General features: G+C 68.9%; 15 protein-coding genes and 1 pseudogene. 9 read left to right on the top strand and 7 right to left on the bottom strand.

Annotated features, from left to right (window positions below):
- Window positions 1–106 precede the first annotated feature (106 nt).
- The 5 genes from FMEAI12_RS18510 (at window position 107) to FMEAI12_RS18490 (ending at window position 5,755) form a co-directional block, all read left to right on the top strand.
- Complete coding sequence (locus FMEAI12_RS18510; RefSeq protein ID WP_112107009.1) at window positions 107–1,366, top strand: cytochrome P450; 1,260 nt, start codon at window positions 107–109, stop codon at window positions 1,364–1,366.
- Between the two features lie 220 nt (window positions 1,367–1,586).
- Window positions 1,587–2,873: a cytochrome P450 gene (locus FMEAI12_RS18505; protein ID WP_112107001.1), complete on the top strand. Its 1,287-nt coding sequence runs from the start codon at window positions 1,587–1,589 to the stop codon at window positions 2,871–2,873.
- Window positions 2,870–3,610, top strand: coding sequence for an SDR family NAD(P)-dependent oxidoreductase (locus FMEAI12_RS18500; RefSeq protein WP_112107000.1), 741 nt, complete (start codon window positions 2,870–2,872; stop codon window positions 3,608–3,610). Before FMEAI12_RS18505 ends, FMEAI12_RS18500 begins: the two co-directional genes overlap by 4 nt.
- A gap of 60 nt (window positions 3,611–3,670) precedes the next feature.
- Window positions 3,671–4,282 carry a TetR/AcrR family transcriptional regulator gene (locus FMEAI12_RS18495; protein ID WP_071059920.1) on the top strand — a complete coding sequence of 204 codons (612 nt, stop codon included), beginning with the start codon at window positions 3,671–3,673 and terminating at the stop codon, window positions 4,280–4,282.
- A gap of 210 nt (window positions 4,283–4,492) precedes the next feature.
- On the top strand, window positions 4,493–5,755 hold the full coding sequence (locus FMEAI12_RS18490) for an ABC transporter substrate-binding protein (RefSeq protein WP_112106999.1): 1,263 nt from the start codon (window positions 4,493–4,495) through the stop codon (window positions 5,753–5,755).
- 22 nt (window positions 5,756–5,777) lie between these two features.
- Here FMEAI12_RS18490 and FMEAI12_RS18485 read toward each other — a convergent pair whose 3' ends face one another.
- Entirely contained in the window at window positions 5,778–6,383 is a 606-nt protein-coding gene (locus FMEAI12_RS18485; RefSeq protein WP_235014171.1) for a TlpA disulfide reductase family protein, read from the bottom strand.
- Between the two features lie 249 nt (window positions 6,384–6,632).
- On the opposite strand from FMEAI12_RS18485, the gene FMEAI12_RS18480 reads away from it, so the two are divergent.
- Entirely contained in the window at window positions 6,633–7,184 is a 552-nt protein-coding gene (locus tag FMEAI12_RS18480; protein ID WP_112106998.1) for a DUF1003 domain-containing protein, read from the top strand.
- A 209-nt stretch (window positions 7,185–7,393) separates the two neighbouring features.
- On the opposite strand, the gene FMEAI12_RS18475 is transcribed toward FMEAI12_RS18480, so the two are convergent.
- From FMEAI12_RS18475 to FMEAI12_RS36260, 3 genes are all read right to left on the bottom strand, one after another.
- Window positions 7,394–8,716 carry a condensation domain-containing protein gene (locus FMEAI12_RS18475; protein WP_235014170.1) on the bottom strand — a complete coding sequence of 441 codons (1,323 nt, stop codon included), beginning with the start codon at window positions 8,714–8,716 and terminating at the stop codon, window positions 7,394–7,396.
- A gap of 481 nt (window positions 8,717–9,197) precedes the next feature.
- On the bottom strand, window positions 9,198–9,470 hold the full coding sequence (locus tag FMEAI12_RS18470) for a hypothetical protein (protein ID WP_112106996.1): 273 nt from the start codon (window positions 9,468–9,470) through the stop codon (window positions 9,198–9,200).
- A gap of 126 nt (window positions 9,471–9,596) precedes the next feature.
- Window positions 9,597–9,851 carry a hypothetical protein gene (locus FMEAI12_RS36260; RefSeq protein WP_131627189.1) on the bottom strand — a complete coding sequence of 85 codons (255 nt, stop codon included), beginning with the start codon at window positions 9,849–9,851 and terminating at the stop codon, window positions 9,597–9,599.
- A gap of 270 nt (window positions 9,852–10,121) precedes the next feature.
- Between FMEAI12_RS36260 and FMEAI12_RS18465 the strand changes: the two genes are divergently transcribed.
- The 3 genes from FMEAI12_RS18465 to FMEAI12_RS18455 all read left to right on the top strand — a co-directional run bounded on the left by FMEAI12_RS18465 (window position 10,122) and on the right by FMEAI12_RS18455 (window position 12,182).
- Window positions 10,122–10,667, top strand: coding sequence for a choice-of-anchor K domain-containing protein (locus FMEAI12_RS18465; protein WP_112106995.1), 546 nt, complete (start codon window positions 10,122–10,124; stop codon window positions 10,665–10,667).
- Between the two features lie 319 nt (window positions 10,668–10,986).
- Window positions 10,987–11,430 carry a YdeI/OmpD-associated family protein gene (locus tag FMEAI12_RS18460; protein ID WP_160144294.1) on the top strand — a complete coding sequence of 148 codons (444 nt, stop codon included), beginning with the start codon at window positions 10,987–10,989 and terminating at the stop codon, window positions 11,428–11,430.
- A 176-nt stretch (window positions 11,431–11,606) separates the two neighbouring features.
- The gene (locus FMEAI12_RS18455; RefSeq protein WP_020458241.1) at window positions 11,607–12,182 is read left to right on the top strand and encodes a TetR/AcrR family transcriptional regulator; all 576 of its coding nucleotides are present in this window, start codon (window positions 11,607–11,609) and stop codon (window positions 12,180–12,182) included.
- Between the two features lie 176 nt (window positions 12,183–12,358).
- Here FMEAI12_RS18455 and FMEAI12_RS18450 read toward each other — a convergent pair whose 3' ends face one another.
- The 3 genes and pseudogenes from FMEAI12_RS18450 to FMEAI12_RS18440 all read right to left on the bottom strand — a co-directional run.
- Window positions 12,359–14,374, bottom strand: coding sequence for a molybdopterin-dependent oxidoreductase (locus FMEAI12_RS18450; RefSeq protein WP_112106993.1), 2,016 nt, complete (start codon window positions 14,372–14,374; stop codon window positions 12,359–12,361).
- A gap of 43 nt (window positions 14,375–14,417) precedes the next feature.
- Window positions 14,418–14,751 (bottom strand): annotated as a pseudogene (locus tag FMEAI12_RS18445) (radical SAM protein); the annotation flags it as partial.
- A gap of 455 nt (window positions 14,752–15,206) precedes the next feature.
- Window positions 15,207–16,043 (bottom strand): zinc-binding dehydrogenase (locus FMEAI12_RS18440; RefSeq protein ID WP_112106992.1); only part of this gene is annotated, 837 nt, incomplete at its 5' end.

Below are 16,043 nucleotides of genomic sequence, written 5' to 3'. Positions count from 1 at the left end.
ATCGCGCCGATGGCGGGACCGGCGGCCCGAGCGGAGCCCACAGGTCGCTGGCCACCAACCGGCCGTCCGAGGTGTGCGGAGCGGGCCGCCCGGGAACCGCAAAGGCGTGTCCCAGCTGACGACACAGCCGAACGCGGCGCGCCGCTCGCTGCCCGATCTGCTGCGCTGGCTCGACGAGCTGCGCCGGCGCGGCCAGGTCCACCGCGACGACCGGCAGCGGTGCTGGCACGTGCTCGGCCATCCCGAGGCGGGCGCCGTCCTCGCGGACCACCACTCGTTCTCCTCGGACCTGCGCGGCCTGCTGCCGCGGCAGGAGGACATGCCGGAGTACGACCTGCGGGAGGGCAGCTTTCAGGAGGACGTGGAGCTGTTCCAACGAGGCAACTTCGTCCGGCTCGACCCGCCCGAGCATCACCGGCTGCGCGGCCTGGCCAGCCGGGCGTTCACCCCGAGAACGGTCGCCGGGCTGGCCCCGCGCATCGCCGAGGTGACCACCGAGCTGCTCGACGCGACCGGCGGGCGGACCCGCCTCGAACTGATCGACGATCTCGCCTACCCGCTGCCGGTCATCGTGATCGCCGAGCTGCTCGGCCTCCCCGCCGCCGACCGCCCGATGTTCCGGCGCTGGGCCGACGCCCTGTTCGACCGGGAGGTCGCGGACCCGGAACAGCCGTTGACCGAGCTCGCCGCGGCGAGCACCCGAGCCGCCGTGCCCGTGCTGCGCGAGATGAACGCCTACCTGCTGGACCGTATCCGGGCCTGCCGCGCCCACCCGGGCGACGATCTCACCGGCCGCCTGGTCCAGGTCGAGGTCGACGGCCAGCGGCTGGCCGACGAGGAGATCGTCGGTTTCGTGGGCCTGCTGCTGCTGGCCGGGCACATCACGACCACGGCGACCCTCGGCAACGCCGTCCTGGCCCTGGACGAGCATCCCGGCGCGGCGGCCGAGCTGCGTGCCGAGCCGGAGCTGCTGCCGGCGACGATCGAGGAGGTCCTGCGGCTGCGGACCCCGTTCCCGCGGCTGGTGCGGCGGGCCGTCGCCGACACCCGGGTGGGTGATGAGGTCATCCCGGCCGGCGCGGTGGTGACGGTCTGGCTCACGGCGGCGAACCGCGACGAGCGGGTCTTCGCCGAGCCCGACCGGTTCGACCCGCGCCGCGCGCCGAACCCGCACATCGCCTTCGGGCAGGGCATCCACTTCTGTCTCGGCGCCCCGCTGGCGAGACTGGAGGCGAGGACGGCGCTGGGCATCCTGCTCGACCGGTACCCCGACATCGCGGTCGCCGCCGACGTCCCCGTCGAGCACCGCGACCCGTGGGCGATGGTCAGCGTCAACAGCCTGCCCCTGGACGTCCGCCCCCGCTGATCGCGGGCCGCCGCGGCGCTCTCCTCGGCACCGACTCGCCCCAGGTGAACGCCCGATCCGGCATTCCGCCGGACCTGCGACTTCAGCGCTGGGCCGAGCCTTCCACGGATACACACTTGCCGCCGCCGACCGGCGTGTGTTAGACATCTGCCCAAGACGTTTGAGCGACTGCCAAATACGCCGTGTGCCGTCCGCTCCCACCCTTTGGAAGGGACGCAGGTTGACCGACTGGACGACGACCGACTTCTTCAATGACGAGTCACTCGCCGAGAACCCGTACCCCTATTTCGACGAGCTGCGCTCGGTGTGCCCGGTGCTGCCTTTACCGCATCTCGGAGTGGTGGCGGTCACCGGTTACGACGAGGCGCACGAAGTTTACCGCGACGTCGAAACGTTCTCGTCGTGCAACTCGGTCGTGGGCCCGTTCGCGACATTCCCGGTCCCGTTGGAGGGCGACGAGGTCGGGGCCATCATCGACCGCCACCGCGACCAGCTGCCGATGAACGAGCACATGGTCACGATGGACCCCCCCATGCACACCCGCGAGCGGGCACTGGTCATGCGCATGCTCACCCCGAAACGTCTCCAGGAGAACGAGGCGTTCATCTGGCGTCTGGCCGACCAGCAGCTCGACGAGTTCATCGCGGACGGCCGGTGCGAGTTCATCCGGGCGTACGCACAGCCCTTCTCCATGCTGGCGGTGGCCGACGTCCTGGGCGTTCCGGAGTCCGACCACCAGCGGTTCCGCGAGGGATTCGGGCTGACCGTCAGCCCCGGCCAGATCGGCGCCGGCGAACAGACCGACGGCGAGCTGAACGCGCTCGGCTGGCTCGACGCCTGGTTCGCCCGCTACATCGAGAGCAGGCGGCACGAGCCGCGCAACGACGTGCTGACCCAGATGGCGGCGGCAACCTACCCGGACGGGACGACGCCCGAGGTGATCTCCGTGGTGCGGGCGGCCACCTTCCTGTTCGCCGCCGGGCAGGAGACGACGGCGCGCCTGCTCGGCGCCGCGCTGAAGTTCATCGCGGAGAACCCGGGCCTCCAGGAGGAGATCCGGGAGCACCGCGAGCGCATCCCGGACCTCATCGAGGAGACGCTGCGGGTCGAAAGCCCGGTGAAAGCCGACTTCCGCCTGGCCAGGCGGACGACGACCATCGGTGACGTCGAGGTGCCGGCGGGCACCCCGGTCATGCTCCTCAACGGCGCGGCCAATCGGGATCCGCGCCAGTTCGAATGCCCGGCGGAGTTCCGCATCTCCCGCCGCAACGTCCGCCAGCACATCGCCTTCGGACGCGGAATCCACTCCTGCCCCGGCGGCCCCCTCGCCCGCGTCGAGGGTCGCATCAGCCTGGAGCGGATCCTCGACCGGACCAGGGACATCCGGATCTCCGAGGAGCACCACGGCCCGCCGGACGCACGGCGCTTCGACTACGAACCGACCTGGATCCTGCGCGGCCTGACCAACCTGCACCTGGAGTTCACCTCCGTCGAGTCGGCCCGATGACCCGCGTCGCCGTCGTCACCGGCGGGGCGTCCGGTATCGGTCTCGGTGTGGCCCGACTGTTCCTCGCCGACGGCCACCGCGTCGCCGTCCTGGACCGCGACGGCCGGGCGGCCCGGGCGGCGGCCACCGAGCTCGCCGCCATCGGAAAAGTGTTGGCCGTCGAGGCCGACGTCGCCGACCGCGAATCCGTCGATGCCGCCTTCGAGCAGGTCCGCGCCCAGCTCGGGCCCGTGGAGATCCTGGTCACGAGCGCCGGCATCGAGTCCTTCAATCCGCTGCTCAGCATCACCGCGGACGTCTGGAACCGCATCATCGCCGTCAATCTCACCGGGACGTTCAGCTGCGTGCAGGCCGCCGTACCCGACATGATCGCCGCGGGCTGGGGCCGTATCGTCACGATCTCCTCGTCGAGCGCCCAGTCCGGCGCGCCGAACCTGGCGCACTACACCGCGTCCAAGGGTGGCGTCATCGCCCTCACGAAATCCCTGGCTGTCGAGCTCGCCGGCCACGGCATCACCGCCAACACCATCCCGCCGACCCTCGTCGACACTCCGATGGCCCGGCAGGGGGAAGCCAACGGCGACATCCCCGGCATCGACGTGGTCGCGACCATGGTGCCGCTCGGCCGTGCCGGCACCCCCCAGGACATCGCGGCGGCCTGTTCGTTCCTGTGCTCCGAGGGGGCCGACTACATCACCGGTCAGGTCATCGGCGTGAACGGTGGAATGTATATTTGATCTAAAATGTCGACAGGCCGGGTTCGCGACCAGCGGCCCCGGGTGGGATATGACAGGGAGATGGTCAGCCAACGCCAAGCTGGTTCAGCTACGTCGAGCACCCGCGACCAGCTGCTCGACGCGGCGGAGCAACTGATGCTGGAGGAGGGCTACGCCGCGGTCACCTCACGTCGCGTCGGCGCCCGGGCCGGGCTCACACCCCAGCTGGTGCACTATTACTTCCGCACAATGGACGATCTTTTTCTGGAGGTCTTCCGCCGCCGCGCGGACGTCGGCCTGGAGCTCTTCCGAGCGGCGCTCCAGAGCCGGCCCACGCTGCGGCAGCTGTGGGACCTACGCGACACGGGCATGACGACGCCCAGGTTCAATCTCGAGTTCATGGCGCTGGCCAACCACCGCAAGGCGATCCGGGTAGTCCTCACCGAGTACTACCGGAGCTACCGCGAGGTGCAGCTCGCGGCATTCACGGCCGCCCTGGCGGACCTCGGCGTCCCGCCGGAACGTTGCCCGCCGCTGGTGGCCCGACTGGTCATGATCGGCATCACCCAGATCATGGCGATCGACGCGGAGCTGGGCGTCGAGTCTGACGGCGAAGTTGTCGACGATTTCATCAGACGACAGATCGAAGACCTGGTCGAGCAGGGGCCGGAGCGGACCGACAGCGACACATAGCTCGTCCGCCGCGGGGGCCAGATGCCGGGCCTGGTCTGAGTCAAGTCCGTTGATTCAGAAAGGAACTGGCACTATGCGGTGTAGAACAATTTCGAGCACGACCGTTTTCGGTTGTGATCAGCGTCCCGCAGGTAATGCTCATCCTGGCGGTAGGCCTGGGTTCCAGGTCTCGAGGCGGCCGCGCTCGGTGCGGTTAGAGATCTTAGGCACGTGAGCCGGCCGTCTGCCGTCCGCCGACGGCACCGTCGCGCCGCCGCGGCGACAGCGGCGGCGGTCCTGCTGCTGGCGGGCGCCGGATGCGACTCCGGTCGCGCCCCGGACGCCGCCTCCGTGCCCTGTGCGACGCCGGGAGTCACCGACAGTCAGGTGCGAATCGGTCTGATCTATCCCGACACCGGCCCGCTGAGCTCGGTGTTCATGGCCGCCCGCAGTGGATTCGAGGCTCGCGTCGCTCTGGCGAACGCTGCCGGCGGTGTGCACGGCCGCATGATCAAGATCGTCTGGGTCGACGACGGAGGTAACCCTGCGACGAACGAGGTCGTCGCACGCAGGCTCGTGGAGCGTGACGGCGTCTTCGCCGTCGCCGAGCTCACGACGGCCGCCTCGGGCTCGGCCCGCTACCTGGCGGGTGCGGATGTCCCGGTCGTCGGCCTCGCCGCCGAGGCGGTGTGGAACGACTTCGACAACATGTTCGCACCCGACTACCTCTTTTCCTCCGGCGGCTTCGTGACCACCCTGGGCGAGTTCGCCCGAGCCCAGGGGGGAACCCGGGTGGCCGTGGTGGAACAGTCCCTGTCGGCGTCCTCGGAGGCGCTCAGCGACCAGGTGATCTCGAGCATGACCACTCGGGGCGTCACGCCGGTGGCGCGCCTCTCCTACACCGTGGGCCAGAGCTCCTCCGAGCAGGTGGTCGCCAGGATCGCGGAGAGCCAGGCCGACGTTCTCGTCGTCCAGACACCGATCGACGGCCTGCGCGAGATCCTGCGCGCGTCCCGAGCGGCCCACGTCGCCTACAAGGTGGTTCTGTCCGCGGTTGCATACGACAAGAGCCTTCTCGCCGACGCGGGAGTGGAACTGGCCGGCGCGACGGCGTTCTTCGACCACATATCCTGGGATTCGGACTCTCCCGACCTGGCGCGTTTCCGCGAGACGATGTTGCGATACGCATCGCAGACCTCGGATCCGGACCAGGTCACGGTCCTCAACTCCTACGTGGCGGCAGACATGCTGCTGCGCGGCCTGGCCGTCGCGGGCCCATGCCCGACCAGGGCCGGGTTCCACTCGAGGCTCCGGTCTGTCACAGATTACGATGCGGCCGGGCTCATGCCCGGTGGCCTCGACCTCAGCACCAACCGGGGAAGTCCGTCCACCTGCCTGACCTTCGCCGAGGTGAACGCGACGGGAACGGGCTACGAGGTCATTCCCGGTCCCGACGGCAGGCAGCAGTGGTGCGGCACCAGGCACAGGCTCTGACCGCCGGACACCCGGGGCGCGGCTACCTCTCGACAGCCAGCCGATCGAGGAGACCACCCAGGGACTCGGCGGTCACTCCGCCGACGACACGGGTGGCGATCCGTCCCCTGGCGTCGAGCACGAACGTCGTGGGCAGGCCGGGCACCCCCGGCCAGCGCGCGGCCAGTGTGCCGTAGCGGTCGATGATGTTGGGGTAGGCGACCTCGTTGTGGCGCACGAAGCCCTGCGCCACGGTGGCCGGCTCCTTCTCGTTCACGCCGACGAAGGCGACCTGCGGATACCTCCCCGCAAGCATGACCAGGGCCGGTGTCTCGGCCCGGCACGGCGGGCACCAGGACGCCCAGAAGTTGACCACGACGATCCGGCCACGCAGCGATGACAGCTCCAGGTTCTCGCCGGTGAGCGTCTGGCCGGTCATCACGGGCGACGGCTTGCGCTCACCTGGTGGAGTGAGGTCCTGATCGTCGGCCGACCGCACCGCCCAGCGGCCCTCCGCCGAGCCGTCCGCCGCGTCGGCACCGATCGAGCACCCGCTCGCTCCCAGGCCGGCCACCAGCGCAACCGCCGGCGGCACCAGCCGCCATGCCCATCGACGCATCGTCAGTTCGTCCCCGAGGATGTGCGCCACGTCTCCACCCCAGACCTCATCTACTACGAGTCGTAGAACTTCCACTTCGCACCTTAGACACCAGGGATGGACGCCGCGGCCGCCTTCCGGAATTCAGGCCATAGGACCTTGGATCGGGTACCTCGGCGAGAACCGAGGTCGGACAGGCGCACCCCGGCCGAGGGCGCACACCGATGAGTTCGTGCCGTCCGGACAGTCCTCGGAGATGAGACGCCGAGGGCAGCGGCACCGCAGGCGCAGGATTGGGGCGTGAGCACCCTTCCCGACCAGCCCGCAGCTCCCCGGCCCACAGCCCTCCCGCAGCCGCCGCATCCTCGGCCGCGCCCACATCCCCGGGTCCGCAACGAGCGGGCCCTGGCCGCTCGCGCACGGACGTCCCAGGACAGGGTCTCGGACGCGATCACGGCATTCGCCGGGTCAATGCCCTTCGTCTACCTGCACGCCGCGTGGTTCATGATCTGGATCCTCCTGAACAAGGGGGCGTTCGGGGACGCGGCCGTCTTCGACCCCTACCCGTTCGGCCTGCTCACGATGATCGTCAGCCTCGAAGCGATCTTCCTGTCGACGTTCGTGATGATCAGCCAGAACCGGCAGGCCGCGCGGGAGGACATCCGGGCTGATCTCGACTTCGAGACCAACCTCCGCTCCGAGGTGTGGTCGGTGCACATCGGCAAGGCGCTCGGACTGGACGCGGAGGCCATCGAGCGCCACGCAGCGGAGGTCATCGCCGAAAGCAAGGCCATGATCAGCCGCGGGGAGACGTCCTCGCGTCAGGTAACACCCCCGGCTCAGAGTCGGTAGGACCCCACCCACGCCATATCGCCGCGCGTAGGCCGACGCGGACCAGCTGGGCACCCCAGGCCGGCCACCATGCCAGTGGGCTCGGTCCCGACCCGTCCAGGTCGGCGCAACGCCAGAACCCGCCCTCCGTCGCCCCGATCCAGAGCTGCCCCGCGCGCACGCACACCGCGGGGTGCAGATTCCGCCGCGTGGTCGGTGCAGCTCTCGTCTTATATGGCCGACCCGATGCGGGTCAGCTCACCGAAGGCCGTCCGGAAAAGATTCGCGAACGCCGAGGCGGCTTCGCGCCCGAAGAGGTGCCGGTGATACCCGAAAGTAACGTGGATGTTGTTACCGTAACCGGCCACGCAGATAAGCAGCCCCTGGGGCATGCCGACGGTACCGGTGAAATAGACCGAGGATATCTTCGGCTCGTCGGAGCCCAGGCTGGAAAGCGAGCCGATGTTACTGACGGCGGCAGCGGGCGTGATGAGCGGGCGCGCCGCCCGCACCCCCCACCGCAGCAACGGGACTCGCCATGGGCCGGGAATCAACTCGGTCGCGACCATACCGACCTTGCCCGCCACACCCGCGATGGGAGGGGCGGCCGCCGCCTGCTTCGCGCGTTCCGTCTGGTCCACGACGCGGGCGGCCAGCCTCGCCAGATCCGCCCGGTCCGCCGGTTCGGTGACCACCAACGCCTGACCGGTGTTGTTGCCACCCACCTCGGCCGCGTTTCCCAGACTGATCGGCATCCTGATGCGCAGCGTTCCGGATTCCCCGCCGCGTTGACGATTCCACCGGTCGATGGTGAGGTGGGTCGCGGCCATCAGAAGATCATTCACGGTGATTCGCCGCCCGGAGCCGAGCAGCACTCGGCCGGGCACCGGCAGGGTCAACGGCTGATAGCCGTAACCGGTGTCCCGCCCGGTCCCCATGGGCGTGATGTGCCGGCCGGAGCGTCGGGTGAAGGCGGTCCAGCCGGCCACGGCCGCCTTCGCGCCCGGTGGCACCCCGGCGGGCAGCCCGACATGGGTGTCGACAGGCCCCGCGGTGACCGTGGCCGCTTCCACCAGCCGGTACTCGGCAATGATGTCGGACAAAATCGCGGTAAGACCCATGCCGTCGACCGCGAGGTGGTGCGCGACGAGGGAAAGCTGGTCGCCGTCCGGTCCACGGACCAACGCGATCCGCAGCGGTGGATGGGCATGCAGGTCGAAGCGGCCCGACACCATCATCTCATGGACGTCCCAGCCGCTACTTCCGTCTTCGACCAGCCCGACGGAGCCTGCCGGCGGTTCGGTGCCGAACCGCCACGCGTACTGGCGCGCGCCATAGAGGGCCGCCCGCATCATGGGATGCCGGCGACTCGCCTCACGCACGGCGCACCGAAGCCGCGCCGCATCCAGCTTGCCTTCGAACTGCACGAGAAAACCGCAGGTCAGCGGCGCATCTGGCCGATCGGAGGCGGCCAGGATCTGTTCGCTCGACGTGAGGAACCGGTCGGGAACAGGCCCCGGCGAACCGCCCTGACTCTGGACATCGACCTGCACTGACACCCGCCTTCTCGAAGTAGCCAGCACACGTTATATGCGTTGGGGGTTCAGGTTCTCCGATCATCCGACAGTGGACTTGTGACGTGGCTTTCCTCCAGGCACCTGCCGACGACCGATCACCGTCGGCGTTTCGCGCCAGCAGCGCCCATGATCAAGCAGTGTGAAAAGTTAGGCTATTTCACGGTGGTTCCAGCCTTGATGATCAGCACTATTCCAAAGACGCAGATGGGGTCATGTCCACGGATGCGGTCGACGCGCCGGTGAGGCGAACGGACGCCGGGATGACTGTCCTAGCCACGATAACGTCTGATGATTGATCGACCCCGGCCGCGAGCGACGAAGCGCCGGTGCGATCGGGGATCGCCTGCGCGGATGATCTCGAAGAAGCCCGCCGCAGCATTTCAGCCGCGCGAATCCCTCCTCGCGACAGAATCCGGCATGGCAGCTATACGAAAGATGGTGCGCCTGCGTGACCGGGTCAGTACTCGACGTGGGCGACCGGGGCATCGGGAGCGTGGACGACGGGGCCGTAGTGCTCGGCGAACAGCAGTTCCGCCTGCCCGTCGAGGGAGAGCAGCGTGCCCGCGTCGTCGTACAGCGCGATTCCCGGCCCGCCGTCCGCGAGGCGACTGGAGCTCATGGCCGCCTCGCGGGTGGCGAGCGCCCGCAACGCGGCTCCGACGGCCGGTGCGATCGCGCGGACGAACTTGACCTTCGCGGGCGTGAACGGCGCCCGGCTGCGATCGCGCATCAGGTCGACGACACCCCAGGTCGTTCCGCCGAGGCGGAAGGCGGCCCGCAGCTCGTCGCCGTAGCCCTGCGGGGCGATGAACTCGCGCCACCGGGTGCTGCGTGCGGGCTGGTCGTCGGTGACCGCTTACAACGTGGCCGCGCCCGCCTCCGACCGGGCGACGTCCCGGAACAGCAGCAGGTCCTCCACCCGGCACTCACGTTCCCAGTAGGACTCGCAGTGGCCGGACCCGACGTTCTCGATACGGCTCCGGCGTATACGGCCCGGACGTCGAGTGTCACCTTGGCCGGCGTGGGGGAACAACCCCTCGGCTGTAGGGGTCGGGACGGTCAGTCGGCGGACACCGTCACCGCCAGCACCGAGCAGCCTGCGCCGAAGCATGACCGTTCCAGCAGCACGCGCCACATCGCCATGAACCCGGCCACGACCTCGACCGCCAGATCAACACCGAATAGCAGGTCAGCCGCTACTTAACGCACCAGCCATGCCGTTCACCTGGCACTATTGATATTCTCCGCACCCGACCCCTTCCTCTGTGCAATGCTCTTGTGGTCGCGCGGAGGGATACGCTCCCGAATTCGACTCCCCGCACGACAGGGCACTCGTTCGGTGCAGCCGGGGGAACGGAGTAGTTCTACTGTGGGCACAGTCATGACCAATGGCACCTGGACGCGCGTCAGCGTGGACGATCTGCCGGGCCTGACGTTCAGCCAGGAGAGTGACAGCAAGAGCGAGGTCCGCTGGGGCGAACCCCTCGACGGCGGCAGCAAGAGCGGCTATGACTTCGAGGGTTACACCACCGATGCGCTCCTCGATGGCACGGACTTCCTGCTGGGCAGGCTCACCCACCACAACCAGACAATCCAGCTACCGACCCACTGGCAGTTCTGGGTGTACCTCACGGTCAACGTGTACTTCGAGGACGAGGAGATGGAGCACGACTTCACCCTGCGTTTCCGCCACGAGGAGACACCGAACCAGGGCGCGCACCCGAACGACGTGGTCCAGCTCCCGAAGGTCCACGAGAACGACCTGGTGTACGTCGACGACGTCGAGTACCGGGTGACGATCACCGGTTTCCTGCTGGGCCAGGGGTCACGGAGAAGGCGATTCTCCACCTTCGACGTCCCCGAGGGCGGTTCCATCAGCGCCGGGATCTTCGCGCGCTTCGAACGGACAAGCCCGCCCGGCTCCTGAGCCGCGACACGGACCCCCGGTCGGACCCGACAACGGACACACCTACCGGATCTGGCCTTGAGGGACACCGGTGGCTATGATCCGCCGGCCGGGCCAAAGGGCCTGCGGGGGGCGTGTCTCGGAGAGGCGCGCAGCCAGGGGGCAAATCCATGGTATCTCTTCGAATGCTGCCCAGAAATCTGGTCCCGGCGGATGTCCTGAGCGAGGGCGCGCTCTGAGCAGTCATCGTCGGAGCACGCCGTCAGTTCGGTCGACGTTCCGCGCGGCCGAATCCGTCTCTCGCAAGGTCACGTGAGAGTGAATGGGTGAAAATGGTGACGTGACCACCCCGTGCCAGGCTGTCGCCCTACCGGCCGAGCTGGCCCACGCGCTCGACGCCACCGCCGAAGCCCGGGAGCAGTGGGCCCTGCAATCGGACGAGACGCGCCAGCTGTACGCGAGTTGGGTCGGGACGGCCGCTACTCACCGCAGCCGCCGGAGAAGAGCGGAACGGACGGCGAACTACGCGGCAACGGGTGTTTTGCATCGATCGGTGCAGCGACAGCGGGACCGCAGCATCGCCAGAGAGATGATCAGTGCTCTCTGGTTCTCGCTCGTTGGCAGCACCCTCGCCGGTGTCGTAATACTACTGGTGGACGGCCGCGTCAACTGGTATTCCGTGAGCATGCCGGCCCTCACGATCCTCGGTACAGCCGTCCAGAGGACGTGGCGCAATCGTCGCGCACCGGTCGCGCCCACCATGGGCAGCCTGACGAGGCCCTGATTGCCTCGCTGGCAGAGGAGCGGATCCGGGCGGGCGCGGATGGCATGTTCTGAGCGGTATTCCGGTTCACGCGAGGGCGCGGAGCCGGTGTGGCTTTGGCGGGTGGAAGATAGGCTTTCACTGGTTGGGCTGACCATCAGCCTCGTGATACCTGATTGGCGGGGCGTGGCGGTTTCGTGACAGTTCAACGGCGGGCGGGGGCGGCGCGGGAGCGAGTGCTGGCCGTTGCGTTGGAACTGTTCGCCCGGAACGGAGTCAGCGGTACGTCGATTCAGATGATCGCCGATGAGCTGGGTGTGACCAAGGCGGCCGTCTACTTCCAGTTCAACGCCAAGGAGGAGTTGCTCCGGGCGGTGGTCGCTCCGGCTCTCGAGGAGATGCGGAGGGTGACCGAGGCAGCCGAGGCCCGCCGCCGGCCGGCTGATCAGTTGTCCACCGCGCTGACGGGCGTGGTGGATATGATCATCAATAACAGCCGGCTGAACGCGGTCGTGTGGGCTGATCCCGCCGTGAGCCGCCTGACCCGGGAGGACCCGATTCTGCGGGATCTCGTGGCCAGGCTGGACCGGATCCTGGCCGGCCCGGACCCGGATGTCGAGGCGCTCGTGACCACTGTGATGGTCAGCGGAGGTCTGATGGCCGCGACGACGGATCCGCGGCTGGCCGACCTCGACAAGGACGTCCTTCGGCGCCAGCTGTTGAACACGGCGCGCCGCATGCTGGGCCTACGCGCCATCCGCACCCAGGTCTGAGGGCACATCGGCGTCCGCGGTTCGCATGGCCGCGCCGAGCGTGGGCAGCCTTTGCCGGCGCGAAAAACACCACCTTCCCCCTGGCGGGATCATCTCGCCCATGGCGGACAGCGGCCGGACTCGTGCGGCCGCTGTCCGAATTCCATCACCCGAGCGCGAGGCCGCACCCGGACCTCCTATGCCGGGTGGACACTCACCGGGATGCCGCAGTAGCGGACCATGCCGGTGACGATGTCGACCTGGCTCCTGTCCGTCAGCCGGTTGACGTTCGCCGACTGGTGGCCATGGGGTATCGAGACCGCTCCACGGCGGATGGTGCCGTCGACCTTCGCGATCCCGGTGATCTCGCCGCTGGTCGAGCGGACGGTCACCGGCTGGCTGTCGACCACGCCGGCCGCTGTCGCGTCGTCGGGATGCAGGATGATCTCGGGCTGTTCTCCGAGGTAGTCGAACTGGGAGTTCAGATGGCGCTTCTGGCGTCGTGGTGTGAGGACGAGCGGGGCGGGCGGCTGGAGCGCGGCCAGCTGGTCGACGAGCAGCCGGGGGGCGAGGCGCCATCCCCCCATCCGCTCGACGTGCCCGTCCACCCACGGCGCGGGAATCTCGCGGGGTACCTCGACCCAGCCTTCGGAGACGACCTCACCGAACGGGCGCCGGGCGTGGGCGGTGATCTCGGCGAGCAGGGTGTCGTCGGTGACCTGCCCGGATCTGCTGTCGGCGAGCTGGTAACCGAGGCGCTGTCCGAGTTCCGCGAGCACCCACCACACGGAACGCCGGTCCCCGACCGGTTCGACGACGGCAGGGGTGTGCTGGACGGCGACGCGCTGTATCAGGAAGTCCCACAGGCTCACGTCGGCCCGCTCCAGCTGGTCCTTGGTCGGCAGGACGTGGGTGGACAGGGCCGTCGTCTCGTTGCCGATGATCTCGATGGTGGCGAACAGCTCCAGGTCCCGCAGCGCGGGAACCAGCGTCTCGGTGTCGGGGAAGGCCGCGACGAGATGGCCGCCGAGATTGAGGACCGCCCGGATGTTGCCCGCGCGGATCTCGTCGGCCAGAACGGCACAGGGCCACTCGCCGAGAAAGGACTGTGTCTCCGGGCGGCTGCGCGGGCCCGGCCCGAACGAGCCTTCGGGCGGCGAGATCGGCAGCTTGAAGGCCTCCAGCTGGTTTTTGAAGCCGGGGTGGAACCATGCGCCGCCGGGCTGGTTCATCGACCCAGTGATGATCATTAGTGACCAGGCGAGCCACTGCGTGACGTTCGCGCTGGACGCCATGGTGACGCCGGTTCCGGTTTCGATCGCGACGCGCCCCGCTCGTCGCACGCCGGCGAGGAGCGCGGCCAGCTCGTCGGCGGAGACATCGGCGATTCGGGCGGCGTGCTCCAGAGTGAACGGCTCAACGGCGGCAGCCAGGATCTCGCCACCCTGGGTGTGACGGGAGAGCACCTCGCGGTCGGCGCCGTCGCGGAGGATCTCACGGACAAGGTAGGCGAGGACCGCGTAGTCGGTGCCGGGACGCGGCGCGAGATGGTGGCCGGCCAGGCGGGCGGTCTCGGTGTGACGGGGGTCGATGACCCACACCTCCGCCCGCTCCCGCAGCGCCCGTAAGGTGCCCGTGGGGTTCGGCATCGCGACGGTGTGCCCGTGGGACACCACCGGGTTGCTGCCGACGAAGAGGACGAACGAGGCGTTGTCGTAGTCGGGCCGGCCGCTGAGAGCCGGTGAACCGCCCACCAGATCCGCGGTCAGCACCTTGGCCGTTCCGTCGATGGTCATGGGACTGAACTTCGCCGGCGTGCCGATCGCGGCATGCAGGGCCTGCGCCATCCGGTAACCGGCGGCGTCCATGCCGATGCCGCTCCCGAAAAAGACACCGACCGACTCGGGCCCGTACCGCTCGATGATGTTTCGCAGCCGGGCGCCGAGATCGTCCAGGCACTCCTCCCACGTCGTCGGCCGCAGCTCCCCGTCGACCTTCATCAGCGGACGCTCGATGCGATCCGGATGATGGTGCATCTGTGGGAGTGACCGGCCCTTCGGACAGGTGTATCCCCGCGACAGTGGGTGGTCACGGTCGCCCCGTACCCGAACTACCTTGTCGCCAGCCGTCTCGACGAGGATGCCGCACACGGACGTGCAGATCCGGCAGAAGCTGCGGACCGTCCTCGTGTCGGTAACCGATATCTCCGTCATCGTCACCCTCCTGGTTCTGGCACCGGTTCACCAGCTCAGCTGCGGTGATCGCACGGAACCGGTCCGGCGAGGTCGTGTCGAGGGAGACGTTCACCCGGTCCAGGCCGGCCGACCAGCTTCGGCAGGCTGGCACGCAGCGTCGGCTCGCCGCCGGTGAGCCGGACCTCGGTCACCCCGAGCTGGCCCACCGCGATCCCGACCAGACGGACCACCTCGCCATCAGTGAGCGTGTCCGCGGTGGGCAGCCACTCCAGGCCGTCAGCCGGCATGCGGTAGGCGCATCTCAGGTTGCACCGGTCGGTAGGCGAGACACGCAGATCGGTCGAGATCCGCCCGAGCCTGTCGAGTAGACGCGCGCCTCCTAAGGCAGGCGTCACCGGAACCTCCGGAGGACGCTCCGGCCTTCAGACCTGGGAGGCATCCGGGTTACCCCGGAGCGGGGCCGTCTGAACATCGATTGATCCTCGTGGGCCGAGCGGCTCACGGCCTGGCGCGGCCGTCACCACTGGGAAGAGCCGACAGTTTTTGATCACCAGGTCGGCGCGCCGGGACCGGACGCCGACGTGACACTTCCAACCTGAGTGCGACTTAGCCTAGACGTGCGTCAAGGCTTTGCATAGACGAACGTCAAGGCCCACGGTCTTCGATCAAGCAGTCGACAACCTCGATCCGGATCTCGATGCGGTCCAGGTCGCCGTCCGCGGCGCGTTGCCCGTCCGGGGTCCTGTTGCGTCCGGTCACAGGTCGGAGGATAGCGGCGGCTTCGTCGCCGGCGGTGCGGTCACGCCCCTGTACGGGTGGCGGCCGGCGCCCGTCACGATGCCCACGGAGGTCACGGTTCGACCACCACCCGCAGCGCTCCGGCCTTGCGGTCGGCGGCGACCCGGAACGCCTCGACAGCGTCCTCAAGCGGGAACCGATGGGTTATCAGCGCGCGGGCGATCTCGGGACTGTCGGCGAGCATGGCCGCCGCGTCCTCCATCTCGCGCCCGTTCGCGTGCCGGCAGTAGCTCATCGAGGGGATGAGCCGGGCCTCACGGTGGAACAGCGGGGACCAGTTGACCTCCACCGTGCCCATGTGGAAGCCGACGACGACCACCGTCCCGCCCGGTGCCACGAGGTCGACGGCGCGGGCGAGGCTGGCCGACGTTCCCGCGGCCTCCACGACCACGTCGTACAGGCCCGTGGTCCCGACCTTGGCCCCGAGGCGCTCGCCGGCTTCGACCTGGTGCGGATGGCGTGCCTCGAGGTCCACCTCGGGAGCACCCTGGCGGCGCGCGCCGGCGGCGGCGAGCAGGCCGAGCGCACCTGCTCCCACGACAGCCAGCCGGGTGTCCGGACCGGTGCCGGCCAGCCGGAGGGCGTGCCAGGAGACCGACGCGGGCTCGACGAGCGAGGCGTCGCGGATGTCGAGACCGGGCGGCAGCGCGACGAGCCGCTGCGAGGGGACGCGGAACTGCTCGGCCATCCCGCCGTCCGCGCTGGAGCCCAGTGCCCGATGGATGTGGGTGGGGCACAGGTTGTACCGGCCGTCCAGACACAGGTCGCATTCCATGCACCCGTAGAGCGCCTCCACGACGGCCCCGGTTCCGTCCGCGCGGACGCCGGCCAGCTCATGTCCGATGACCCGTTCCAGCCCGAACCGCATGTACATCAGGTCCGAGCTGCA

The sequence above is a fragment of the Parafrankia sp. Ea1.12 genome, assembly GCF_900465275.1.
Lineage (GTDB): Bacteria > Actinomycetota > Actinomycetes > Frankiales > Frankiaceae > Parafrankia > Parafrankia soli.
The sequence above is the reverse complement of the archived record's forward strand: the minus strand, read 5'-3'. Positions and strand labels throughout refer to the sequence as shown.

Coding starts and splice junctions, on each gene's coding strand:
- FMEAI12_RS18500 (WP_112107000.1), top strand. CDS start 2,870: ATGACCCGCGTCGCCGTCGTCACCGGCGGGGCGTCCGGTATCGGTCTC.
- FMEAI12_RS18495 (WP_071059920.1), top strand. CDS start 3,671: ATGGTCAGCCAACGCCAAGCTGGTTCAGCTACGTCGAGCACCCGCGAC.
- FMEAI12_RS18470 (WP_112106996.1), bottom strand. CDS start 9,470: ATGCGCGATCGCAGCCGGGCGCCGTTCACGCCCGCGAAGGTCAAGTTC.
- FMEAI12_RS36260 (WP_131627189.1), bottom strand. CDS start 9,851: ATGCTTCGGCGCAGGCTGCTCGGTGCTGGCGGTGACGGTGTCCGCCGA.
- FMEAI12_RS18465 (WP_112106995.1), top strand. CDS start 10,122: ATGACCAATGGCACCTGGACGCGCGTCAGCGTGGACGATCTGCCGGGC.
- FMEAI12_RS18450 (WP_112106993.1), bottom strand. CDS start 14,374: ATGACGGAGATATCGGTTACCGACACGAGGACGGTCCGCAGCTTCTGC.